This window comes from Vreelandella lionensis, assembly GCF_002087295.1.
In the GTDB taxonomy this organism is placed as follows: Bacteria; Pseudomonadota; Gammaproteobacteria; order Pseudomonadales; family Halomonadaceae; genus Vreelandella; species Vreelandella lionensis.
On the sequence record NZ_MWVI01000013.1, the window covers coordinates 44,925 to 67,160 of the forward strand.

Here is a 22,236-nt window from a genome sequence, read left to right on the forward strand (position 1 = left end):
CCCGTAATGTTGCCAACCATGTCTGCTATTCCGCCTCGCCTTCAGGCGCGGCGCGCCGTTTTTGGCCTAACCATCGGCCTGCTCTTGGCCCCTGCCCCTAGCCTTTGGGCGGAAGAGAGCCCGGTTGCCGAGGTCATCACACCCACAATCAGCCCCTTCGATGATCGCGACTACCGCGTGGTAACGCTCGATAATGGCCTACAGGCGCTGCTGGTCAGCGACCCCGATGCCGACAAGGCCGCTGCTTCCATGAACGTGCGGGTCGGCAGCGCCCAGGACCCAGACGACCTACAGGGGCTGGCGCACTTTTTGGAACATATGCTGTTCTTGGTCACCGAGCCCTATCCACAATCGGATGCTTACCAGCAATATATTTCCGACAATGCAGGCTCCCACAACGCCTTTACTGCCCAGCAGGACACCAACTACTTTTTCGATATTGAGCCTTCAGCGCTGCCTGGCGCATTAGATCGCTTTAGCGAGTTTTTCCTCTCGCCGCTGTTTAATGCTGATCACCTAGAGAGCGAGCGCAATATCGTTCATTCCGAGTATATGGCGCGTATTCGCGATGAATCACGCCGCGAGAACGATGTGCTAAACCAGTTGCTCAACCCTGACAATCCCACTACAGGGTTTGCGGTGGGCAGCCGAGACACGCTGGCCAACCCAGAAGGCGAGGCAACGCTGCGCGAGCGGGTGATCGAGTTCTACCACCGCTACTACGATGCCAACGTCATGAACCTGACGATTGTGGCTCCGCAACCGCTGGACACCTTGGAAGAGCTAGTAATCGAGCGCTTTGCCGACATTCCTGATAATGACCTAAGCGCCCCCACCATTGATGCGCCGCTGATCGACCCCGACACGCTGCCGCGCTACGTAGAGCGACAATCGCTGCAGGATCGTCGCCAACACTGCGTTTCTATTTCCCTGTTCCTGACCCTACCGACGAGTATCGCACCAAGCCAACTCAGCTCATCGCGCATTTACTGGGCGATGAGGGTGATGGCAGCTTGCTGTCGGTACTGCGTGAGTCAGGCTTGGCCGACGGGCTCTCCGCAGGTGTGGGCCGTGGCGATGGTAACGAAGCGCTGTTTACCATTTCCATCAGCCTCACTCCGGCGGGCGCCGAACGCCTGGACGATATCGAAGCGTCGCTGTTTGCCGCCATTGAGCAAATACGCGACACAGGCCTAGCCGAATGGCGCTATGACGAGCAGAAAAGCCTTAGCGAGCAGGCATTTCGCTTTCAGCAGCACGGCGCTCCTCAGCAAGAGGCCACCCGCCTAGCCATGAGCCTCTCCCGCTACCCGGTCGAGGACGTGCAGTACGCCGCGTACCGGATGGACGGCATGGACAGTGAGCGCCAGCAGCGCTACTTGGACGCGCTGACTCAGGACAACATGCTACGTTTTTACTCTGCCCCGGATGTCGAAAGCGACACCATATCGCCGCGTGGTTTAACACCCAGTGGAAAGAGCAGTCGCCGACCACCACCGGTCAGGCGCTGAGCGGCTTAGCCTTACCAGAACCTAACCCCTTTATTGCCAGCGACCTCACCCTTCAGGGAGGCCAGGATGAGCAGCCTACTGCCTTGATCGAGACGCCTACGTTTACCGCTTGGCACATGCCGGACAGCCGTTTTAATACGCCCAGCGTCGAGTGGCGGGTGAGCTTGCAGCATCCCAGCGCCAGCTACTCGGTGGAAGAAGCGGTACTCACGCGCTTGCTGGCAGGCTGGCTAAACGACAGCCTTAATGAGTCGCTCTACCCCGCGTGGATCGCCGGGCAGTCGTTTAGCGCTTACGCCCATGCGCGCGGTATGACGCTGTCGTTTTCTGGCTGGCGTGATGGCCAAACACCGCTGATCGAGCAAGCCCTTGAACAGCTTCAGCAGGCGGATATCTCTACCGGTGCGTTTGAGCGGGTGCGCTATCAGCTACAGCGGGAGTGGCGCAACGCCCCTCAAGCGTCGTTGACGGGTCAGGCAAGCCGCGCACTAGGTGAAGCGCTACTGACGCCGCAGTGGTCCACTGCTGAACTACTGGAAGCGAGCCAGCGGCTAGAGAAGCGCCATTTGGAGAATTTCCGTCAGCGCTTCTTGGATGATTTGTACATCGACGCCATGGCGGTGGGCAACCTGAACGCCGAGCAGGCGCAGGAACAGGCCAATCTGATTCGCGGTGCGCTTACGCCACGTTTGACACGCAACGACATTCCGCCGCTGACACCGCTGGAAGTCAGTGATGAGTCAGAAATACTGCATCCTCACAGTACCCGCGAAGAGTCGCTGGTGCTGCGTTATCTGCAGGGGCGCGATACCAGCGTTGAGGAGCAAGCTCGCTTGAGCGTGCTGGCCCAGTGGCTGGACACAACGTTTTACCAGCAGCTACGCACCGAAGAGCAGCTTGGCTACATCGTTAATGCGGGTTATTCGCCGCTGCTGGAAGCCCCCGGTATTGGTCTGATCGTGCAGTCGCCGGACGTGGACAGCGGTACGATTGCCGAGCGCATAGATGCCTTTATGAACGACGCGAAAACGCGTCTTAATGCGCTGAGCGATGAGGAACTAGCGGCCCATCGCCAAGCAGTCCATGACCGCCTGAACCAGCGGGACACTAGCCTGCCGAGCATGGCCAACCGCTATTGGCAGGCCACCGCGCTAGATGAGGTACGCTTTGACCGTCGCGAGCAGATCGCTGAGCTGGCGCTGGATGTCAGCGTTGAAGAGTTGCAGGCGCTGTGGCCTGCGCTGCTTTCACACCAGTTAGATATTCGCTTCAACCCCGGCGACTCGCCCAGCGATATCGCCGTCTACCGTGAGGCGCGCACGCCGTTCGACGCGCGCTAGCCCCATCGCCAGCTCAGGCATCAAATGCCTGGGCTGGCATCATAGCCTCAACAAACATCACCAACTCTTCGAGTATCTGGCGCTCTCGGTCTGTTAGCGTTTGCTGATTATAACGCTCGATTTCCCGAGCAAATGCCTTGAGCGTAAAGCCTGATAGTGCCGGGTCATTCATGCGCATCCAACGAAACGCCTCCCACTGCTCTCGCTCCTCGCCCTCTAAGGTGTCGGGGTAGCTGCGGGCGCGAAAGCGAAACAGCATCTCTTCCAGGCGTGGGTCTTGAAAGGCGAAGCGCTGCCCCACTAAGTCCCAGGGGTCCATGGCCAGCACTCGCTCCATCTGCTGACGGTCAGCGGCAGAGAAAAAACTGCCGGAGTAGAGCATTAAGTCAGGGTCTTGAGGCGACTCTTCGTAGCCGCCACTGAACACCTCGGCCACCTTCTGCGCTACACCGCTAGCCTCACGTAGGGTTTTCCAGTGCCCTCGGCAGGCGGCAATATCGATGCCCAGACGCGCGACAATCGCGCCGTACTCAGCTTTCTGCTCGCCCTCAACATCTTTCAACACCGTGGCTGGAAAGATTACCGGGCAGCGGTTGATATGAATGACTTTGAGCGGAATGCGCGCTTCTCCTTCAGAAAGATCCTGCTGGCTGACGAACACCCGCTCACGAATCTGCTCGGCGCTGAGCGACAGTAAATCGCCGGGGTCGACGCTTAAATCGTAAACGATCACCCCGTTAGGGTTCGTGGGGTGCTCCGCCAGCGGCATCACCAGCGCGCTGCAGCCTCGGCTGGCAGGATAGCGGCGGGGAATATGCAGCAGCGGCTTGGCGCTGGGCAGGTCCAGCTGCTTGGCCACCGCGCGCTTGCCGCGCAGGCCAAGCAGGAATCGAACAGTTTAGGGTTTCGCGCTTTCAACAGCCGCGCCAGCGCGATGGTAGGGCGCACATCTGCCACCGCGTCGTGGGCGCCCTCATGGGCAATGCCGTTCGCAGCGGTGAGGTGTTCCAGTTTAAAGCTGGGAGCACCATCTTCCCGCAGCGGCCACTCAATACCCTCTGGGCGCAGCGCATAGAACGCCCGTACCACGTCGATCAAATCCCAGCGGGAGTTGACGTTTTGCCACTCGCGGGCATAGGGATCAAGCAGGTTGCGATAAAACAGATGGCGGGAGACTTCATCATCAAAACGCAGGCTGTTGTAGCCTGCCACGCAGGTGCCGGGCTCGCTCATGGCGCTCTGCACCTGACGGGCAAACTCGGCTTCGGGAAGCCCACGACGCTGCGCTTTTTGAGGCGTGATGCCGGTAATCAGGCAGGCGGCGGGGTGCGGCAGGTAATCATCGGCGGGGTTACGTACAGCTCGATAGGGTCGCCGATTTCATTGAGGTCGGCATCGGTGCGTAATGCAGCAAACTGAGCGGGCCGATCGCGACGCGGATCGGCACCAAAGGTCTCATAATCGTGCCAGAGAAAACTGGCAGGGGCGGCATTCGGTGGCGCCATGGATGCAAACTCCCTTGAGCGTGACAGCCCACCCATGCGCCGTGACATCTTCCGCTGGATGGGAACAAAAGCTCAAGCCTAGCACACTCGCGACGCTTCCCGCCGCCCCTCTGAGCGCTCCTTAACGTTTAGCTTTTAGGCAGCGTGACGTTAAGCTCCAGCACCGAACAGTTATCTTCGCTATCCAGCGAAATTTGAATGGCGTCGTCATCCACATGCACATAACGACGGATCACTTCGAGCAGTTCGCGCTCAAGCAGCGGCATGTAGTCAGGCTGACCACGTTGGCTACGCTGATGCGCCACGATGATTTGTAACCGTTCTTTGGCCACCGAGGCGGATTTCTTGCGCTCACGCTTCAAGAACTCCAGCAGTTTCATCGACGACTACCCCCAAACATCCTGCTCAGCAGACTTTTACGCTGCATTTCATGGAAGCGCAGCGGCATCTCTTCACCTAGCAGGCGCGAAACGGTATCAGTGTAGGCTTGGCCCGCGTCACTTGAAGCATCGTGAGTGACCGGAACACCCTGGTTAGACGCACGCAACACCGCTTCTGATTCGGGGATCAGGCCGAGCAGATCAATCGCCAGAATCTCGCGGATATCGTCCAGGGTCAGCATATCCCCAGAGGTCACTCGAGCAGGTTTGTAGCGAGTAATCAGCAGGTGCTCTTTCACCGGGTCAAGCCCCTGCTCAGCACGCTGGGTTTTCGAACCTAGCCGCCCCAGAATACGATCAGAGTCACGCACGGAAGAGACTTCCGGGTTAGTCACGACAATCGCTTCGTCGGCGTAGTACATAGCCAGCTGCGCGCCACGCTCAATCCCCGCGGGCGAATCGCATAAAATATAGTCAAAATCACCTTTAAGCTGTTCAAGAATCTTCTCGACGCCCTCTTGGGTTAAGGCGTCTTTATCCCGGGTTTGCGAGGCGGGGAGAATAAACAGATTTTCGACACGTTTATCACGGATCCGCGCCTGGTTTAGCCCGGCCTCTCCTTGAATCACGTTGACGAGGTCGTACACCACCCGGCGTTCGCAGCCCATAATCAAATCCAGGTTGCGCAGGCCTACGTCGAAATCAATGACGACCGTCTTTTTGCCACGTAGCGCAAGCCCCGTCGAAATCGCTGCGGCGCTAGTGGTTTTACCGACCCCCCCTTTACCTGAGGTCACAACAATAATTTTGGCCAAGAGTCACTTCCTTCTTGGAAGTCGTTCATTGCGAGCACGATTACGTTGCGCTACGCGCATAACGGGAACATCAATGTCATCAAAACAGCACACTTAACGGATAGCGGCCGTGGCGTCGCTAGGCATGAAGCATTAACCGCCTCTCAGCCAAGCGGCTTACCCCAATGGCTTAATTTCCAGCTGCTCTTTTATGAAATGGACTTCTGCAGAGCGCCCTAAAAGCTGCGAGTCGATATCTTCCAGCCGCTTATAGTTACCCGCTACAGATAAAAGCTCTGCTTCAAGTTCGCGGCAGTAAATGCCCGCCTGGGTATTGCCATGAATACCCGCCAGTGCGCGCCCGCGCAGGGCACCATAAACATGAATACTGCCAGCGGCGAGCACTTCAGCACCGGCATTAACCGCACCGATTACAATCAGGTCACTACCTGCAGCGCTGAGCTGCTGGCCGGAACGCACTGTCCCCCGGTAAAGCCGAGTGGTTACGGAAACGGCAGTAGCGGGCTTAATGTCATCATCTTCTGGCTCGTTCAACGGAGCGACAGTTTCCAACGCTCGTGCGCGCCCCTCTTCAACTGGCGCGAACCAGCCGAGCCCCAGCGCCCATGCCGATTGGCGAATCGGCTCAGCACCACCACGTACGGCCACGGGTAACAGCTTGTGGTCGCGGCATACGGCGCAAATCCGCTCTAACGCAAGGTGGGGCTCATCGAGTTTTTCCACGCTAAGCACAACGGGTGTATGCTGAAAGAAAGCGGGAGATTGCGACAGTTTGCCAGCAAGCTGCCGCCGGATACGCTCCGGGTCAGCGCTCGTTAACTCCATGACGGTCATCGGCAGCATGCCGCCCTTGAAGGTAAAGGCTACGTCGGCGCTGTTGGCGTTGAGGCTCATGGCCGAACTCCATGTCATGTTCAGGTAAGATAAGGGTAGCGCAATCTCGCGCTTTGCGTTGTGAATCGCTGGAAAACCCACAGCGCTACGGCAAAGCTAGGGGACGGCGACGAGGACTGCAACCGCCTGCTCATCGATGTCTTATTTTTTTCACGTTACGCACCTCTTAGCAGGATGATCCATGCACGGACTGTTACGACGCCTGTTCGCTCCTCGGTGGCAACACCCCGATCCCGAGGTGCGCCGCAAGGTACTCCATCAGCTTGACCCTCAGCAAACAGAGCAGCGGGAGGCCCTACACGCTCTCGCCAACGATAGCGACAGCACTATTCAGTTAGCGGCGCTGCTCGCGCTTGACGATCTCAATGGCCTGCTTGTCTCCTATGAGCAGCACAGCCAGGACGAAGCATGGTTCAACGCCGTTTGCCAGCGGCTCACCGGGGCTGAGGGCCATGTAGACTTGCAGCAACGCCAAGCTCACGTGGAGAGCCTGACCGATCAACGAGTGCTGAATACGATTGCCATGCAGGGCGATAACCTGGGGCTACGTCTCACCGCACTAAAGCAGCTGACGAGTGAAGAAGACTGGGTGCAGCAGGCGTGTCATAACAGCGTCGCGGCGGTGCGTCATCAAGCAGCAGAGCGGGTCAACGACGAAGAGAACCTCAAGAGGCTGCTTAAAGAGGCGCGCCGTGACCGCCAGGTGGTTCGCTTCGCTAAAGAGAAGCTCACCCAGCTGCGTAACGATGCTGAATGGCTTGCAGAACAGCAGGCCCAGCGGGAGCACCTGCTCACCCAGTTAGAGCAGCATGCCCGCGCCCCCTGGGAACCGCTTGACGGTGGCCGCTTCCGCCATTTAGACAGAGAGTGGCAACACCTCAGTCATCCGCCCAGCGTTAGCCAGGAGCAGCGCTTTCATCAAGCGGTGCTGAGCTGCCGCAAAACGCTCCACGACCATGAAACTCAAGAGCAGGCCCGCCAGCAAAGCCTTGCCGCCGCGCTGAAGCAGAAAACACCCGCGATCAGCTGTTGGAAGGGCTAGAAGAGACGCTAGAGGGGCTCACCCACGCCAACGAGCTGACCGCTCAGGACATTGACAGCCTGCGCGCTCAGCGCCAGCTCTTGGGCCAGCGCTGGCAGTCGCTCTCGGACCTTCACCCGCCGAATGAGGCCACCCAGCAGCGCTACAGCCAAGCGCTCAAGCAGTATGAGCAGAGCATGGAAGCCTGGCAGCGTTGGCAAACCGTGAGCCTTGCAGTAGAGCAAGCCTTGGCCAAAAGCGATCACGATGGGCTAGCAGAGCACGTCGCCCAGTGCCGCTGGCCAGCGACGCTGACGGCCCCATCGTTGCTCGCTCAGGCGCAAAAGCAGCTTGCCACACAACATGCTCCGCCCCAGCAGCCAGGCCTCTCCCTTAATGCGCTTAGCGCTGAGTTGGATAACTTTGAACCCCTGTTAGGGCGTGGAGCATTTAAAAGTGCCAGCCGTTTACATCAGCGTTTAAAGCCCGCCATTGAAGCGCTGACAAGCGGCGATGCCAAACCGCTAAAAAGCCGCTTAAAGCACCTGGGTGCGCGGCTTGCCGAACTGCGCGACTGGCGCGGCTTTGTAGCAGGCCCTAAACGTGAGCAGCTCTGCGCCAGCATTGAGGCATTGGCAGACGACCCGCATATGGCGGAGTCTGCGCTTGACCGGCACCACCGACAACTGGGGAAAGAGTGGAAAGCGCTTGGTGATGCGGCGGCGAACCGTGAGCAGTCAGCCCGCTTTCGAGCGGCCTCTGACCGGATCCATGAGCGCCTAGCGCCATGGCGTGCACAGCTTGACCAGGAACGAGAGGCCAACCTGCACGGCCGCGAAGCGCTGTGCGAGCAGCTGGAAACGCTGCTTGCTCAACCCGCTGAAGATGCCGACCCCGATATGCTGCGGGAGATTCGTGATAAAGCGCGCCACCAATGGCGCCACTACTCTCCGGTGCCCCGGGAGCGCTCCGAGGCCATTGGCCGCCGTTTTGGGGCAATCCGTCACCGCCTGCAGGCGGTCATTGACCAGCGTGCTGAGCAGATCGCCGCACAAAAGCGTGAGCTGATTGAGCAAGTGCAAGCACTGCAAAACGATAGTGAACAGCCACTGGCAACGCGCATTGCGCGCACCAAGCAGCTACAGCAGCAATGGCGCTCGTTAGGCCGCGCGCAAAAAGGGGAGGAGCAAGCACTATGGAAGACCTTCCGCAGCGCCTGCGACCAGCTGTTTGCACAGCGCGACGCGCATAAGCACGAACAAGCCAACCGCCAGCAGCAAACGCTTGACCAACTGCAGGCCATTATTGATGAAATGGATGGCTGGCAACCTACCCAGGCAGATGAATCGGAGCGGCTAGATACCTACCTTGCCAGTATCAGCCAGCTAGAGCCTATGCCCCGCAATCGCCGTAGCGAAGGGATGCAGCGCCGCCTCAGCGGCATTGTGCGAGCCAAACGAGAGCGTTTAAGCCGCCTAGAAATTGTTGGCAAGGTGCAGCAGTGGCATGCCTTACTACCGCTAGTGAATGCGCACTTACATGCTGACCAGCAAGCGCTCAATGGTGAGGGCGCACAGGCCGTGGAGGCTACCAGCGAGATATCCATTGAGCTAACAGAGGCCTTCAGCGAAGCACACCAGCAGCGCAATCACGCTCGCCTTTCTACCCCACTGCCACTTTCAAGTGAGCAACAGAGTGCGTTAGAAGAGCAGTTGGCACGCCTAAGAGTCCATCTTTCATTGCTCGCCTTAGGCAGCGTCAAACAGCGTGATGAACCACTGCGACTCGCCATTCAAGTTGAGCGCTTAAACAGCGGCATTCATACTGAGCGCAGTAAAGCGGATGAGCTGGACGAGGTACTGGTGGCGCTGTTGGCGCTAGGGCCAATGCCTCACAACTTATGGCTGCAAGAAGTCAATGAGCTGGATAACCTACTGAGCCGTTTGGCCCGCCCGCCCCAGCCATAACTCGCTTACACATAGCGCTAGCACACAAAGCAAACGGGAGGCGCATCGCCCCCCGTTTTTCGCTTTCTTTCTTGTGAAAAGATCGCTGGTGCTTAATGGTAGGGCTTAGCCCATAAACTGGCCGCCGTTAATATCAATGTTGGCACCTGTGATAAAGCCGGACTCTTTGTCGGCCAGGAACGTCACCAAACGACCAATCTCTTCTGGGGTGCCGTAGCGTTTTACCGGAATCGTCTCGCGAATCGCTTCACGAACCTGCTCCGGAATTTTCATAATCATGTCGGTGGCGATATAGCCGGGGGAGACGGTATTCACGGTAATACCCTTCGTGGCCGTTTCCTGCGCCAACGACATGGTTAACCCGTGCATCCCCGCTTTGGCCGCTGCGTAGTTCACCTGACCAAACTGGCCTTTACGACCGTTGATGGATGAGATGTTAATAATGCGCCCATAGCCATTCTCCAGCATTCCCTCAATGACGCTACGGCAAGTGTTGAAGACGCTATTAAGGTTAGTATCAATCACTTGATACCACTGCTCATAGGACATCTTTTTCATGGTGCCATCGCGGGTAATGCCTGCGCAGTTGACCAGCACGCTGATCGGCCCATGTTTTTCATGGATTTCGCGGGCGCCTTCGAGACAGGCGTTATGGTCGGACAAATCAACACCCGATAATACGATGTTGTTATAGCCGTCGGCTTGCTGGGTTTCCAGCCAGGTTTTGGCTTTGTCGGGGTTATGGTACCCCGCCACCACCAGATAACCCGCATCTGCCAACGAACGACAAATTGCCGTTCCGATTCCACCAGTTCCACCAGTTACCCAGGCGACGGGGGCTTGATTGGCCATTGACTACCTCCCTGATAAGACAAATGGCTTGGACCTTAATCACTGTTATGGCGTCGCAAGCCACTCTGAATAAGCGCATTCGCGCCTCTTTCACTCACAGCACGCCGCTTGTTCTATTGGGCGACACACCGACAGTAAGCTTTTTGTTATGCTGATTGAAAGCATAGCTTTACTCTCTCAATGTTGCAGCACGATGAAGATGACTGCCAGCAAGAAAGCGATTTATATGAGGGGTTGACTTAGCGTCAAAAATGCGTAGAATACGCCACACATTGATGCGGGGTGGAGCAGTCTGGTAGCTCGTCGGGCTCATAACCCGCAGGCCATCGGTTCACAATCCGGTCCCCGCTGCCAAACATAGAAAAAGCCGATTCTTTAGGGAATCGGCTTTTTTGTGCGTGTACGGTAAGCAATGCTTGGGGAAGCAGCTCGTCGGGCTCAGCTCTTTATCACCCCAGGAAGGTCAACGGCTCAAGTCCGGTCCCCGCTACCAAACATAGAAAAAGCCGATTCTTTAGGGAATCGGCTTTTTTGTGCGTGTACGGTAAGCAATGCTTGGGGAAGCAGCTCGTCGGGCTCAGCTCTTTATCACCCCAGGAAGGTCAACGGTTCAAGTCCGGCCCCCGCTACCAAACATAGCAAAGCCGATTCTTTAGGGGATCGGCTTTTTTGTGTGCGCTCTTCCGGCTCAGCGCTTTATTTCCTTTCACTTCCTTGAATCCCTGGGCGGCTGCCTGCATATCATGGAGTAACCTTTTTAATGCGATGCAGAGTTTACCCAGGTCGATTATTGATCCCCGTACCGGCAACCCGATGACTGCCGACCCTGTCGCGAGCAATAATGCGCCCACCAGTGGCGAGCGCCCTAGCGTGACTCGCGAAGAGGTCATCATTGAGCTCAACGCAGGTAACATTCAGCAAGTACTGGAAGCCTCTATGCAGGTGCCAGTGCTGATGGACTGCTGGGCTCCCTGGTGTGAGCCTTGCAAGAACCTGATGCCTGTACTTGAAAAACTGGCGGTGGAGTACGCCGGTGCCTTCTTGCTGGCAACGCTGGATGTGGAAGCCAATCCAGAGATCGCTGGGCAATATTGGGCGTGCGCTCGGTGCCTGACGTGAAGCTCATTAGCCAAGGCGGCTTAGTAGACAGCTTCCAAGGGGCCCTGCCAGAGAAAGAAGTGCGCGAGTGGCTCAACCGCTACTTCCCTTCCCCCAGTGACGCACCGCCCAGCCCTGAAGAGCAGGCAGAGGAAGCCTTGAGCACTGGCGATGCCGCAGGCGCGCGGGAGATTTACCAAACGCTGATTGGCCAATACCCGGAACATTACGCCTACCAAATTTGGCCTTGCCAAAGCGCTGGTGGCGGAAGGGCGTGGTGACGAAGCCCGTAGCGTGCTGGATAACCTGCCGCCAGAGGAGCGCGATGCAGCACCCGCCCGTGGCGTTCGCGCCAGCATCGAGTTCAGCGAGCAGGCACTCTCAACAGAAGAGATCGCCGCGCTGGGTGATCGCGCTGACAGCGAAGCGCAGTACCAGCGGGCGCTACGCCAAGTGGCCGATGGCCAGTACGACGCAGGCCTGGAAGCTCTGCTGGCGCTGATGAATCAGGACCGCGCCTATAACGACGACGCGGCCCGCAAAACTCTGCTACAGGTCTTTGACGCGCTGGGAGCCGACCACCCTCTAACGGTCATCTACCGCCGCAAGCTGTTCGCCCTGCTCTATTGATAGCGCCTGACGAAGGCAACGTTACGCTTTTAACAGCGTATCCATCCGCGATAACGCCGCTTCCAATTGGGAAGCGGTGGTTCCAAAGTTAAGCCTCACAAACCCTGGGCAGCCAAAAGCCGCGCCGTCTGACAACGCCACACCCGCCTGCTCCAACAGCGTTTGTGCGGGAGATGCCCCCAGGCCCGCTTCACGCATATCTAGCCACGCCAAATAAGTCGATTCTGGCGCACTCAGCGACACCCCAGGCCACGTTGCCACACGTGCTTCTAACGCTGCGCGATGGCTGCGTAGAACGTCCAGCAGTGCTTGTCGCCAAGGCTCGCCCTCTTGATACGCTGCCTCGGCGGCCACTAAGCCCAGCACGTTACCATCCGGTAAAAACCCTTTTGTGGCTGCGGCAAAGCGCTTTCGTAGCGTGGCGTCGGGAATGACCGCGCAGGCACTGGTTAACCCGGCCACGTTAAATGTTTTTGAGGGCGCCCATAGAGTAATCGTGCGTTTGGCCAGTTCAGGGAACAGCGCCGCCAGGGGGCGATGGCGTGCTCCTTCATCCAGCAGCAAATCACAGTGCAGCTCATCGGAGACTACCCATAAATCATGGCGCTCGACCAAGGCGGCTAACTGCTCAAGCTCGCTCAGCGTCCACACGCGCCCGGTCGGGTTATGAGGGTGGCACCAGAGCAGTAGCCGGGTTTGCGGGGTAATGGCCGCCTCCAGCGCCTCGATATCCAGCCGCCAAGGCTCGCCAGGGGCGGCTGGCTCCGCTAACATCGCCTGTTGCGCTAGCCGCCCAGTGCGTTCAGCCACGGCCAGGAAGGGCGGGTAAATAGGTGCAATGGTCAGCACGCCCTCTCCCGGCTGGGTCAATGCCATGGCAGCAAAGTGCAGCGCGGGCACCACACCGGGTAGCCACTGCTGCCATTCGGGCTCAATGGTCCACGCATAGTGGTGAGCGCTCCACTGGCAAAGGGCCGCGGTGAGCGTGGCGGGCACTTCGCCATAGCCGTAAACGCCGTGGGCCACACGCCGTTGGAGCGCGTCGATTACCGCAGGCGGCGAATGAAAGTCCATATCGGCGACCCATAGCGGCAGCACATCCTGCGCATAGCGGTGCCATTTCTGCGAGGCGTAATTTCCTTCGGGAGCGCGTCGCTCGACGGGCGTGGCAAAATCGAACGCCATAACAAATCTCACTTATTTCCACGGGAGTAAACACTGAGCATGCCGCAAGATGACTTTTATACCAAGATGCGCGCTGGCCTATCGGCGCTGTTGCGGCAGTGGCGCTCGCTGGGTCAGGCAGATGCCGACCAGCTGGCACTCATCCTGGCAGAAACCGCTAGGGTCGCTAAACTAGGCACCCCCGATGCCACGCCAAGTGGCGCCACGCTGGAGCAGTGGAGCCAAGACCAGCCAGGGCGAGATGCCGCTGTGGGCGCCACGCACGGCGGTGTTTCTGCTCAACCAGATGCCCGCCCGGCCTACCCCACAAAGCGATGAAGAAGCCTGCGCCTGGGCGTACTGCTGGCTGCGTAACCGCTCGTTTGATTCGCTGGACGCAGCCCGCGCCGCCCTGCCTGCCCACTTAGCCGAACCGCTGGACGAGGCCCTGGCAGCTGCCTGGAGCGACCAACAGGGGCTGAGGCTGGTATAGCTTAGCGCCGTTTGCGCCCCGGTGATTTCGGTTTGAAGCCCGCAGGCTTGGTGGCAAGCCAATCGACAAAAGCGCGAATATCGGCATCGTTCATCAACGCTTCCAAACTAGCCAAGCGGTCGGCCAGCTCGCGCTCGCTGTAGAGACGGTGAATGTGCTTATGGCAGGGATGACACAGCCACACAATGGCCGTTAGCCGCTCTTCACGGCTATGGCGCTTTTGATAACGCGGCTTGTTTTGCAGCGTCCTTGGAATGAGATGGTGCTTGGTGAGCGGCGATGCACGCTGGCACAGTTCGCAGCCACTGGGTTTAGGCGGCGGAGAGAGCACGTGGGTGCCGGAATCCGGTGAAAGGGACACGGTAAACAGCCTCGCACGCTAGCAGCGTCTTAACGGTTAATAACACCTAATGTGCTAAAAATCAGCGACATAATAATAGTAACCACATAATAAACGTAAGGAAAACGCCGCATGGTAGAAGTACCACTCACTTGGCAGTTAGCAAAGCTGGGGCTCTCCGTCAGCATGGTTTTGGGCTTAAGCGCTATCGCTGTCCGTGCTAGCCCGCGTATTGCAGGACTACTCTCAGGTTATCCTTTAGGAACCGCACTAGCGCTGTTTTTTATCGGTCTAGAGATCTCGCCCGCCTTCGCTACCCAGAGCGCCGTGCATACGCTAGCCGGGTTTACCGCGACAATGGCATTGGGGGCAGGTTATGTGGTCACAGGCCGCCAGCCTGGCATCAAGGGCGTTATTAGCGGTGTGCTGGGAGGCTTTGCCGCGTGGCTGGTCATGAGCACCCTGCTGGCGCAATTCAGCTTCACCCGCTTCAGCGGCACGCTAGTAACGCTTTGTGCCATTGGCGTTTTCAGTTGGCTGTTCCGCTCCATTCCCGATGTGAAGAGTACCGCGAGCAGCGCCTTTTCTTGGCTCGCGCTAGCGGCACGCGCGGGGCTTGCCACTGTTATTATTTTTGCTATCACCCGTATCGCCCACTGGCTCCCCCCAGAGTGGGCAGGCACGCTGGCTGCATTTCCCGTCACCATGCTGCCATTTTTGCTAATCCTGCACGTGGGGCATGGGTATGCCCCCGTCGCCACAGTCATTAAGCATTATCCCATGGGCCTTGGCTCGCTGCTGAGCTATACCCTATGCGTTTCATACACTTACAGCACGCTGGGGCTTTTCTGGGGAACGCTGGCAGGATTTCTCGCCGCGACCCTATGGCTGCTTGGCTGGATGCAGTTCACTGCTTGGCAACAGCGCCGTAACGCTGGACCAAGCGCTCGCTTGGGTTAATTCTGGGAGGGTTCTTACCTCCCTCGTTCCCTCTAATAATAAGGATAGCGCTATGTTCACTCGCACCATTGAGCCCGCTTTTTACGATACGGATGCCCTTGGCCATATTAATAACACGCGGCTCCCCGCTTGGTTTGAGCTGGCACGCAACGACCTGTTCAAACTGTTTACGCCCGACCTGAACCCTAAACAGTGGCGATTAATCATGGCGCGCATGGAAGTGGATTACCGCGCTGAACTGTTTTACGGCCATGACATCGAAATCCGTACCTATCTAACCCGTTTGGGCAACAGCTCGTTTACCGTCACCCAGGAAGCGCGGCAGCATTGTACGCTGACCAACTAAGGGCATACGGTAATGGTGCAGTCCACCCATCAGGAGAAGCGCGCCGTTCCTATTGAGGGTGAGCTGCGCGAGGCGCTGACAGCACATTTGGATACCGCGCCCGCCTCCTCTTAATTCCCCCTGCCATATATGGTGGGGCCTTCCAGGAGTCACCATGGCTATTCGCTATAATCTCTGGAGTGATCCTGACAACACGGCGCAGCACCGCGCCGTGGAAGCCGACCTTGAACGCTACTTCATGGAGCGCTTCGCTGATTACCCGCATATCCGCTTGTTCGGCGCAGACCCCTACGATTATGATGCCCCATTCAATCGACTTTACGACGTGCTAATGGCCCGCGCAGCTGAGTATTGCGAGGAGAAATGGCGCTATGTCGCTTCTCCAGAACAGCTCAATCGCTGTTTTTTCCGCGCCGTTGGCCGCTCAAATAAATTTGTCCAAGACGACCGAAAGTGAGAGTTCTACGCAATGGTAATTCGTACCGACCAAGCACCCGACGAGCGCCAGCTGGCGATTATTACCCAACAGCTCGGGCGAGCGCCTCGCGGTATCGAAGCCGTTGCAGCCACGGATACACAGGGCACCCCTTTAGTGCTGCGCATGTCACCGATTGTGGATGGCAAGCCTTTCCCCACGCTTTACTGGCTCTGTTCCGACCTGCTTAAAAGCGAGATTTCGCGCATTGAAGCCGTGGGCGTGATCAAGTCGCTAGAACAGCGTCTGCAGGAAGAACCTGACTTCTTAGCCGCTTACCAACAGAGCCATCGCGATTACGTTGATGCCCGCTGGCGCTTTATGAGCGAGGCTCAGCGCGAAGAAGTGGCACGCCTGGGCTACACCGATGTCCTCACCGAACGCGGTGTAGGCGGCATCAGCAACTGGCAGCAGGTGCGCTGCCTACATACTCAATACGCCCATCATCTGTGCGGTAACAATGTGATTGGACAGTGGATGGACGAACACTCCGACGTACAGCGCTGCCTAGGCTAGATGTCCTGCAATGCCTCCCGCTGATTCACCCTTAACTCCTCTGCGATAAGGACACCCCGACTATGTCACGCATCTGTGTTTACCTCGGCTCAAGAGAGGGCAACAGCCCAGCATTCCGCCAAGCCGCCCATACGCTTGGCACGGCTCTTGGGCAACGCGGGCACACCTTGGTATACGGCGGGGCACGCGTCGGACTAATGGGGGAACTGGCCAATGCAGCACTAAACGCGGGCGGCAGCGTCATCGGCGTTATGCCCGACCATCTCGTTGAGCGTGAACAGGCACATTTCGGCTTAACCGAGCTGATTCGCGTGCCTAATATGCATGAACGTAAAGCCACCATGGCGGCGAACGCTGACGCCTTTATCGCCTTGCCCGGTGGCATTGGCACGTTTGAGGAGTTGTTTGAGATCTGGACCTGGGGCTATTTGGGGCTACACGACAAGCCGATGGGCCTGCTAGATACCGATGGATTTTACGCCCCACTGCTGGCGTTTTTAGACAGCACGGTCAGCCACGGTTTTCTGGCGCAAGCTACACGAGACATGCTGCTTGATGCACCGACGCCCAGCCAGCTATTAGACGCTTTAGAAGCAGAACTAAGCTGAGTACGAGCAGAGTAGAACGGAAATTTATACGTTGGCAGTCAGCGTGCGCGTACGCTGATAGGTGAGCTGGAGCAAGCGAGCATCTTCCCCAGCACGGTGGCGGTGGATGCCACGCTCGGCCACTACCGCCTCTTTGGCATCGCTCCACAGCGCCTGTTGCTCTTCGCTGAGCAGGATGCGTAGCGCTTCCAGGCGAAAGCGTGGCAGCATGCCAGCATGGTGGAACAGTAACGACAGCCAGGTATTATCGTAGCCCCAACTATCGCTATAAGCCTTACCTAGCTCCCGCAGTTCATCATTAAGCCACTGGGCAACTTGGCGCACCGGGTAGCCCTCTTTCATCAGCCGATCACGAGAAATACCGTGCAGTAGCTCAGCTTTTGGATCCCAATGGGTCCACTCATCTAATGGCTGAATAAGAAACGCGCAGCAGCTACCGTCAGCACGCGCAATGCCAACTTCAATCGGGTAGCTGCCGCGCCCGAATCCGGACGCTTCAATATCTAGCACTGTGGGTAGCGTCTCGGACACTGACTTCCTCTTTTACGTATCGCAACCTGACTGACGATTTAGGCGGCAGCCATCTCCACTGCTGGCTGTTGCTCTGCCATGCGCTGCCAGTAATCGGCCTGCTCGTGATCTACCGCCAAGCCTAACTCACCGATTCGGTAAGCACGCGCCAGGCGCTCAGCCGCTAAGTAGTGCCCTGCCTGTGCCGCACGGGCATACCAGGTGACCGCATAATCCTCACGACGGGGGTACTGTACACAGCCGTGCTCGTGAATTTGCGCAACCTGATACTGCGACTTTACATCGCCCGCCTGGGCGGCTTCTAGCACATAGCGCGCACCACGAGCTTTATCTTGTGGAGATAAACTGCGATGGAACAGCATATGCCCGTAAATAGACTGCGCATCTGGGTGCCCCGCTTCTGCACACCGTTTAAACAGTCGCATGGTAAGGCGCTGCGTGCGCCGGTGAGCGCGGTAGTAACCAACGAGTATGGAACAACTGTTCGGCCAGTCGAAACTCTAACCGTGTAAACAATGATGATGCCTGCGGCATGGCAAACCACCCTGCCTATCTGTTGAGACCTTCGGCTAACCATCTCACCTTCCGCGACGGCTAACCATACGATAAACCGGCGCTTGGCCGGTCGATGGGCTGGCAAGCATACGCCTGCCTTCGTCGTGACTCAACCCTATTGATTTGCTGCTTTTGTAGACCCTCGCTAACATGCCTCCCACAGGCTGGTATCGGCGATATGGATCGCCACCTTTCCAGACACATTTTCGCCTTAGCGAGGAGACAATCATGCAAACGCGCCCACTGGGTAGAACCGGAATTGAGGTCAGCCGACTCTGTCTAGGCACCATGACCTTTGGTGAGCAAAACAGCGAAACTGAGGCTCATGAACAGCTCGACCGCGCGGTGGCGTTCGGTATTAACTTTATCGACACGGCGGAGATGTATCCAGTTCCCCCAAAAGCAGAGACACAAGGGTTAACAGAGACTTATATCGGTAGTTGGCTAAAAGCACGGGGCGCTCGCGACGATGTCATCATCGCTACCAAAGCGGCAGGCCCAGGTTTGGAGCATATCCGCGGCGGCCCCAAAATGAGCCGGGACCACCTTCATCAAGCCATTGATACCAGCCTTGAGCGTCTGCAAACGGATTACGTCGATCTGTATCAGTTGCACTGGCCTGATCGTAACACCAACTTTTTCGGCAAACTTGGCTACACCCACGCTGAGCAGAAGACGCCACTCCGCTGGAAGAGACGCTCTCCGCACTTAAAGAGCTGGTCGATGCAGGAAAAATTCGCGCTGTAGGGCTCTCAAATGATACCCCTTGGGGCGTCATGCGGATGTTACAGCTCTCTGATCAACTAGGCCTGCCTCGTGTTGCCTCCATCCAAAACCCCTACAATCTGCTGAATCGTTCATTTGAAGTGGGCTTAGCAGAAGTTGCACATCGTGAAGATGTGGGCCTGCTGGCCTACTCACCGCTGGGGTTTGGCGTGCTATCAGGCAAGTACCTTAACGGCGCTCAACCGCCAAAGGGCCGCTTGACGCTCTATGAGCGCTTTAAGCGCTATACCTCGCCCGAGGCAGAGGCCGCTACGCAGGCTTACGTCAACCTAGCCAAAGAGCACGGGCTCGACCCAGCGCAGATGGCACTGGCGTTTATTAACTCGCGCAGCTTTCTTACCAGCAATATTATTGGTGCTACCACCATGGATCAGTTGGAAAGCAACTTGGCCAGCGAGAGCTTGAAGCTGGATGAGGAAGTGTTAACCGCCATCGACGACATCCATCGTCGCATGCCCAACCCTTGCCTTTAACGGCTCCTATCGTGCCGATAGCCTCGGCCACCGCCGAGGCTTGGTATAATCTTTCGACGTACTCTTTTTTCGTTACTCATTTCGAGTAACGACCCTCTTTTGCCACGGCACAAGGAGCACGCCATGCTGAGCGTTATTTCCCCCGCCAAAACGCTGGACTTTGAAACACCCTCCACCACTCAGAACGTCACCCAACCGGACTTCCTCGACTATAGCCAGCCATTGATCGACATCTTGCGCGACTACTCCCCACAGCAGCTAAGCGATCTCATGGGGATTAGCGATAAGCTGGCCGGGCTGAATGCGGCTCGCTTTGCTGATTGGCAGCCCCCCTTCTCTCTCGATAATGCGAAACCCGCCGTACAGGCTTTTCAGGGGGACGTGTACACCGGCCTTGAAGCCGACACCTTCAGCGAAGCGGATAACCAGTTCGCCCAGCAGCATTTACGTATTTTATCGGGCCTGTATGGCTTACTGAGGCCTCTGGATCTCATCCAGGCCTACCGGCTGGAGATGGGCACCAAACTGCCTAATGACGCAGGTAAGGACCTCTACGCTTATTGGAAGCCGACGCTCACGCGTGCACTGAACAGCGCCATCGCTGAGAGCGGCTCGAAAGTGCTGGTGAACTTAGCCTCCAACGAGTACTTCAAAGCCATAGATGTAAAAAAGCTGGATGCTCAAGTAATAACGCCAGTCTTTAAGGATGAAAAGAACGGTACCTTCAAAATCATCAGTTTCTACGCCAAAAAAGCCCGGGGATTGATGAGCGCTTGGATCATTCAGCAGCAGATCAATAGCCCGGAGGCGCTCCAGGGCTTCGACGTGGCAGGATACCGCTTTGATACAGCGGCTTCAGAAGGCAATACGCTAGTGTTCACTCGCCGTGAAACGGACCGTTAAGATCAATAGAACGTCACTGTTTGAGCTGCTCGCGGCTTCAGAAAGTGTCGATGGATCTCTTTGAAGGTGGCTGTGTCGCAACGGTAAAGCCACTCATAGGCCACCATATCGGCGGAGACCGCCGTCGCGCCATTCGCACAGGCACGCTCTCTTGCAAGGCGCGCCTCTTCTGGGCGGCGGCTGGCGGCCGCCTCACTGAGCCAGAACACTTTATATCCCGCTTCTAATAGACCAAGCGCGCTCTGCAGCACGCAAATGTGTGCTTCGGTTCCGCATATCACCACTTGTTTGCGGCCAAGGGCTGCCAGCGCCTGTGTAAACGCAGGCTCCTCGGTCACACTAAAGTGTAGCTTTTGCCACGTCTGGTGCGCCCCTAAACCACTCAATAGTCGGGCATCGGTTCCGCCCAGACGCTCGGGATACTGTTCGGTAAGCCATACTGGCACCTGCAAATAGTTGGCAATGCCTGCCAGCCACGCCGCCTCTTGGATAGCGTTGTCGCCCCCTTCTATCACTGGCAGCAATCCGGCCTGAAAATCAACCATGAGAAACACACTTTGGGTCTGATCTAAACGCACTTTTTGCTCCTACTTTTGTCTTTATAGTGAATTCCACCATAACCCACGCGGTGCGTTACACGGTAAACTGGCGATTGACTATTTTCTATGCGCTTCATTCAGAGGCGTTGGGCATTACCTGTATCCTTATTGGAGAATCAACATGTTAAGGCAATTCTTTGTCATGCTACTGGTGAGCGTCATGGGCTTTAGCGCCGCAATTGAGCACGCTGAAGCACGCCGTTTAGGCGGCGGCAGCAGTATGGGCAGCGTCTCGCGCTCCGCTGACCGCCCAGCCAGTACACCTGCACAGCAACAGGCGCAGGGCACTCAGCAACAGGGAGCAGGTGCTGCCACCGCTCGCCGTGGTGGTATGGGCGGTATGATGGGTGGGTTACTGGCAGGCGGCCTGCTAGCGGCGCTTTTCTTTGGAGGCGCGTTCGATGAACTGCGCATGATGGATCTCCTGCTGATGGCTGGCATCGCAGCGCTTGCCATCTTCGCTTTCCGCGCCTTTATGCGGCAGCGACGTCCTGCATCTGCCAACGCGGCTGGCTATCAGCGTGAACGCCAGGAGACTCAGCACGCACCTACCAGTAACTTCACAGCAGCGCCTGGCAGCCTTGCAAGCGGTTTGCAGAGCACGCCGGACTGGTTTGATAAAGAGCGTTTTCTCGGCGGTGCAAAAGAGCATTTTATGACGCTTCAGCGCGCTTGGGATAATAACGATTTCAGCCAAATTCAAGAGTACGTTACGCCAGAGCTTTACAACCTGCTGCGTCAAGAACGTGCCGAGCAGCCTGCCAATAACCGTACAGAGGTAGTGCGTCTGTTTGCGGAGCTTGGCGATATTAATGAGTACGACGGCCACGCCGAAGCTACCGTCATTTTCCACGGCATTTTGGAAGAGAATGGTGAGCAAACTGAGTTTAACGAAACGTGGCATTTGACCCGTGCCATGCGCGATCAAGCACCTTGGTATTTGCAGGGTATTGAGCAAAACCCAGGCGCATAAACCTAGCTACATAGGTTAATAAGCCCTAAAACACAAAACAGCCGCTTCTTAGCGGCTGTTTTTGTATCGATACTCTTTCAAGCTACTCGATAGCATCATGATAAGCGACAGGCTCGCTTAGTCCTCGGCGGACTCTTCAATATTCTCACCCATCTCTTCTAGGCTATCGCCAGCGTCTTCCATGCTCTCATCGATATTCTCACCAGCCTCTTCCGCTGGGCCTTGATTATCACAAGCAGCCAAACCGCCCATCATCATGGCCATTAGTAATGCGAGTGCAAGCTTCTTCATTAGTGGGGTACTCATATCGCCTCTCCTCCTGAGATGGTGCTTCAATAATAGGTACCCACTCATACTAGTTGCTCGCCACGCCTATCGCCACCACAGCCTAGTAACTCCTTGTTATTTAATTTCTTAAAACGGTCGTTTCAAGGAAGCTTTGTGCATATCGCTGTATACATTAGAGAAAGCAAAAAGCCCCGAGCAGGCGTTGCACGGGGC

17 protein-coding genes, 1 tRNA gene and 7 pseudogenes are annotated in these 22,236 nt (G+C 57.1%); 14 read left to right on the forward strand and 11 right to left on the reverse strand.

All coding sequences use genetic code 11. The features are described from left to right. The first annotated feature begins 6 nt into the window (after positions 1-6). A pseudogene (locus B4967_RS01860) lies at positions 7-2,851 on the forward strand (insulinase family protein). A gap of 13 nt (positions 2,852-2,864) precedes the next feature. On the opposite strand, the pseudogene sbcB reads toward B4967_RS01860, so the two are convergent. The 4 genes and pseudogenes from sbcB to minC all read right to left on the reverse strand — a co-directional run bounded on the left by sbcB (position 2,865) and on the right by minC (position 6,445). Then, a pseudogene (gene sbcB / locus B4967_RS01865) lies at positions 2,865-4,356 on the reverse strand (exodeoxyribonuclease I). Positions 4,357-4,484: 128 nt separating this feature from the next. Beyond that, positions 4,485-4,736, reverse strand: a complete 252-nt coding sequence (gene minE / locus B4967_RS01870; protein WP_016915987.1) for a cell division topological specificity factor MinE — start codon at positions 4,734-4,736, stop codon at positions 4,485-4,487. Beyond that, positions 4,733-5,551: a septum site-determining protein MinD gene (gene minD, locus B4967_RS01875; protein WP_083023222.1), complete on the reverse strand. Its 819-nt coding sequence runs from the start codon at positions 5,549-5,551 to the stop codon at positions 4,733-4,735. The genes minE and minD overlap by 4 nt, the downstream gene beginning before the upstream one ends. Positions 5,552-5,707: 156 nt before the next feature. Continuing rightward, complete coding sequence (minC, locus tag B4967_RS01880) at positions 5,708-6,445, reverse strand: septum site-determining protein MinC (RefSeq protein WP_083023224.1); 738 nt, start codon at positions 6,443-6,445, stop codon at positions 5,708-5,710. A gap of 181 nt (positions 6,446-6,626) precedes the next feature. Here minC and B4967_RS20625 point away from each other — a divergent pair, with 181 nt between their 5' ends. Next, positions 6,627-7,487 (forward strand): hypothetical protein, encoded by an 861-nt coding sequence (locus B4967_RS20625; protein ID WP_340638667.1) that lies wholly within the window; start codon positions 6,627-6,629, stop codon positions 7,485-7,487. Then, complete coding sequence (locus B4967_RS01885) at positions 7,475-9,433, forward strand: DUF349 domain-containing protein (protein WP_340638668.1); 1,959 nt, start codon at positions 7,475-7,477, stop codon at positions 9,431-9,433. The genes B4967_RS20625 and B4967_RS01885 overlap by 13 nt, the downstream gene beginning before the upstream one ends. 105 nt (positions 9,434-9,538) lie before the next feature. Here B4967_RS01885 and phbB read toward each other — a convergent pair whose 3' ends face one another. Further along, positions 9,539-10,285, reverse strand: coding sequence for an acetoacetyl-CoA reductase (gene phbB, locus B4967_RS01890; protein ID WP_083023226.1), 747 nt, complete (start codon positions 10,283-10,285; stop codon positions 9,539-9,541). A gap of 276 nt (positions 10,286-10,561) precedes the next feature. Here phbB and B4967_RS01895 point away from each other — a divergent pair. Further along, positions 10,562-10,639: transfer RNA gene (locus tag B4967_RS01895), tRNA-Met, on the forward strand. A 411-nt stretch (positions 10,640-11,050) separates the two neighbouring features. Continuing rightward, positions 11,051-12,013, forward strand: a pseudogene (locus B4967_RS01900) (tetratricopeptide repeat protein). A gap of 21 nt (positions 12,014-12,034) precedes the next feature. Here the strand turns inward: B4967_RS01900 and B4967_RS01905 are convergent. Then, positions 12,035-13,198 carry a MalY/PatB family protein gene (locus tag B4967_RS01905; RefSeq protein WP_083023228.1) on the reverse strand — a complete coding sequence of 388 codons (1,164 nt, stop codon included), beginning with the start codon at positions 13,196-13,198 and terminating at the stop codon, positions 12,035-12,037. A 39-nt stretch (positions 13,199-13,237) separates the two neighbouring features. Between B4967_RS01905 and B4967_RS01910 the strand changes: the two are divergent. Further along, positions 13,238-13,670: pseudogene (locus B4967_RS01910) on the forward strand (hypothetical protein). Between the two features lies 1 nt (position 13,671). Here B4967_RS01910 and B4967_RS01915 read toward each other — a convergent pair. Then, positions 13,672-14,031, reverse strand: a complete 360-nt coding sequence (locus B4967_RS01915) for a hypothetical protein (protein WP_083023229.1) — start codon at positions 14,029-14,031, stop codon at positions 13,672-13,674. A 111-nt stretch (positions 14,032-14,142) separates the two neighbouring features. On the opposite strand from B4967_RS01915, the gene B4967_RS01920 reads away from it, so the two are divergent. The 5 genes and pseudogenes from B4967_RS01920 to B4967_RS01940 all read left to right on the forward strand — a co-directional run bounded on the left by B4967_RS01920 (position 14,143) and on the right by B4967_RS01940 (position 16,915). Further along, complete coding sequence (locus B4967_RS01920; RefSeq protein ID WP_083023231.1) at positions 14,143-14,970, forward strand: hypothetical protein; 828 nt, start codon at positions 14,143-14,145, stop codon at positions 14,968-14,970. 52 nt (positions 14,971-15,022) lie between these two features. Continuing rightward, positions 15,023-15,430, forward strand: a pseudogene (locus B4967_RS01925) (acyl-CoA thioesterase). 40 nt (positions 15,431-15,470) lie between these two features. Further along, entirely contained in the window at positions 15,471-15,773 is a 303-nt protein-coding gene (locus B4967_RS01930; RefSeq protein WP_083023233.1) for a hypothetical protein, read from the forward strand. Between the two features lie 12 nt (positions 15,774-15,785). Further along, on the forward strand, positions 15,786-16,307 hold the full coding sequence (locus B4967_RS01935) for a DUF501 domain-containing protein (protein ID WP_083023235.1): 522 nt from the start codon (positions 15,786-15,788) through the stop codon (positions 16,305-16,307). Positions 16,308-16,369: 62 nt separating this feature from the next. After that, on the forward strand, positions 16,370-16,915 hold the full coding sequence (locus tag B4967_RS01940) for an LOG family protein (RefSeq protein ID WP_058579720.1): 546 nt from the start codon (positions 16,370-16,372) through the stop codon (positions 16,913-16,915). A gap of 24 nt (positions 16,916-16,939) precedes the next feature. On the opposite strand, the gene B4967_RS01945 is transcribed toward B4967_RS01940, so the two are convergent. Both B4967_RS01945 and B4967_RS01950 read right to left on the reverse strand, forming a co-directional pair. Next, a complete protein-coding gene (locus B4967_RS01945; RefSeq protein WP_083023236.1) occupies positions 16,940-17,446 on the reverse strand; it encodes a hypothetical protein in 507 nt (168 codons plus the stop codon). Positions 17,447-17,484: 38 nt separating this feature from the next. Beyond that, positions 17,485-17,980, reverse strand: a pseudogene (locus B4967_RS01950) (tetratricopeptide repeat protein). Positions 17,981-18,229: 249 nt separating this feature from the next. Between B4967_RS01950 and B4967_RS01955 the strand changes: the two are divergent. Both B4967_RS01955 and yaaA read left to right on the forward strand, forming a co-directional pair. Further along, positions 18,230-19,260: pseudogene (locus tag B4967_RS01955) on the forward strand (NADP(H)-dependent aldo-keto reductase). Between the two features lie 123 nt (positions 19,261-19,383). Further along, the gene (gene yaaA, locus B4967_RS01960; protein ID WP_083023238.1) at positions 19,384-20,163 is read left to right on the forward strand and encodes a peroxide stress protein YaaA; all 780 of its coding nucleotides are present in this window, start codon (positions 19,384-19,386) and stop codon (positions 20,161-20,163) included. A gap of 2 nt (positions 20,164-20,165) precedes the next feature. Here yaaA and B4967_RS01965 read toward each other — a convergent pair whose 3' ends face one another. Beyond that, complete coding sequence (locus B4967_RS01965; RefSeq protein WP_083023240.1) at positions 20,166-20,741, reverse strand: isochorismatase family protein; 576 nt, start codon at positions 20,739-20,741, stop codon at positions 20,166-20,168. Between the two features lie 142 nt (positions 20,742-20,883). Between B4967_RS01965 and B4967_RS01970 the strand changes: the two genes are divergently transcribed. After that, positions 20,884-21,735 (forward strand): Tim44 domain-containing protein, encoded by an 852-nt coding sequence (locus tag B4967_RS01970; RefSeq protein ID WP_083023241.1) that lies wholly within the window; start codon positions 20,884-20,886, stop codon positions 21,733-21,735. Between the two features lie 117 nt (positions 21,736-21,852). Here B4967_RS01970 and B4967_RS01975 read toward each other — a convergent pair whose 3' ends face one another. Then, positions 21,853-22,041 (reverse strand): hypothetical protein, encoded by a 189-nt coding sequence (locus B4967_RS01975; protein ID WP_044630706.1) that lies wholly within the window; start codon positions 22,039-22,041, stop codon positions 21,853-21,855. Between the last annotated feature and the right edge of the window lie 195 nt (positions 22,042-22,236).

What these genes read in the sequence shown, in the direction of transcription:
- minE (WP_016915987.1), bottom strand. Translation starts at nt 4,736, where the DNA reads ATGAAACTGCTGGAGTTCTTGAAGCGTGAGCGCAAGAAATCCGCCTCG.
- minC (WP_083023224.1), bottom strand. Translation starts at nt 6,445, where the DNA reads ATGAGCCTCAACGCCAACAGCGCCGACGTAGCCTTTACCTTCAAGGGC.
- B4967_RS20625 (WP_340638667.1), top strand. Translation starts at nt 6,627, where the DNA reads ATGCACGGACTGTTACGACGCCTGTTCGCTCCTCGGTGGCAACACCCC.
- phbB (WP_083023226.1), bottom strand. Translation starts at nt 10,285, where the DNA reads ATGGCCAATCAAGCCCCCGTCGCCTGGGTAACTGGTGGAACTGGTGGA.
- B4967_RS01905 (WP_083023228.1), bottom strand. Translation starts at nt 13,198, where the DNA reads ATGGCGTTCGATTTTGCCACGCCCGTCGAGCGACGCGCTCCCGAAGGA.
- B4967_RS01920 (WP_083023231.1), top strand. Translation starts at nt 14,143, where the DNA reads ATGGTAGAAGTACCACTCACTTGGCAGTTAGCAAAGCTGGGGCTCTCC.
- B4967_RS01930 (WP_083023233.1), top strand. Translation starts at nt 15,471, where the DNA reads ATGGCTATTCGCTATAATCTCTGGAGTGATCCTGACAACACGGCGCAG.
- B4967_RS01935 (WP_083023235.1), top strand. Translation starts at nt 15,786, where the DNA reads ATGGTAATTCGTACCGACCAAGCACCCGACGAGCGCCAGCTGGCGATT.
- B4967_RS01940 (WP_058579720.1), top strand. Translation starts at nt 16,370, where the DNA reads ATGTCACGCATCTGTGTTTACCTCGGCTCAAGAGAGGGCAACAGCCCA.
- yaaA (WP_083023238.1), top strand. Translation starts at nt 19,384, where the DNA reads ATGCTGAGCGTTATTTCCCCCGCCAAAACGCTGGACTTTGAAACACCC.
- B4967_RS01970 (WP_083023241.1), top strand. Translation starts at nt 20,884, where the DNA reads ATGTTAAGGCAATTCTTTGTCATGCTACTGGTGAGCGTCATGGGCTTT.
- B4967_RS01975 (WP_044630706.1), bottom strand. Translation starts at nt 22,041, where the DNA reads ATGAGTACCCCACTAATGAAGAAGCTTGCACTCGCATTACTAATGGCC.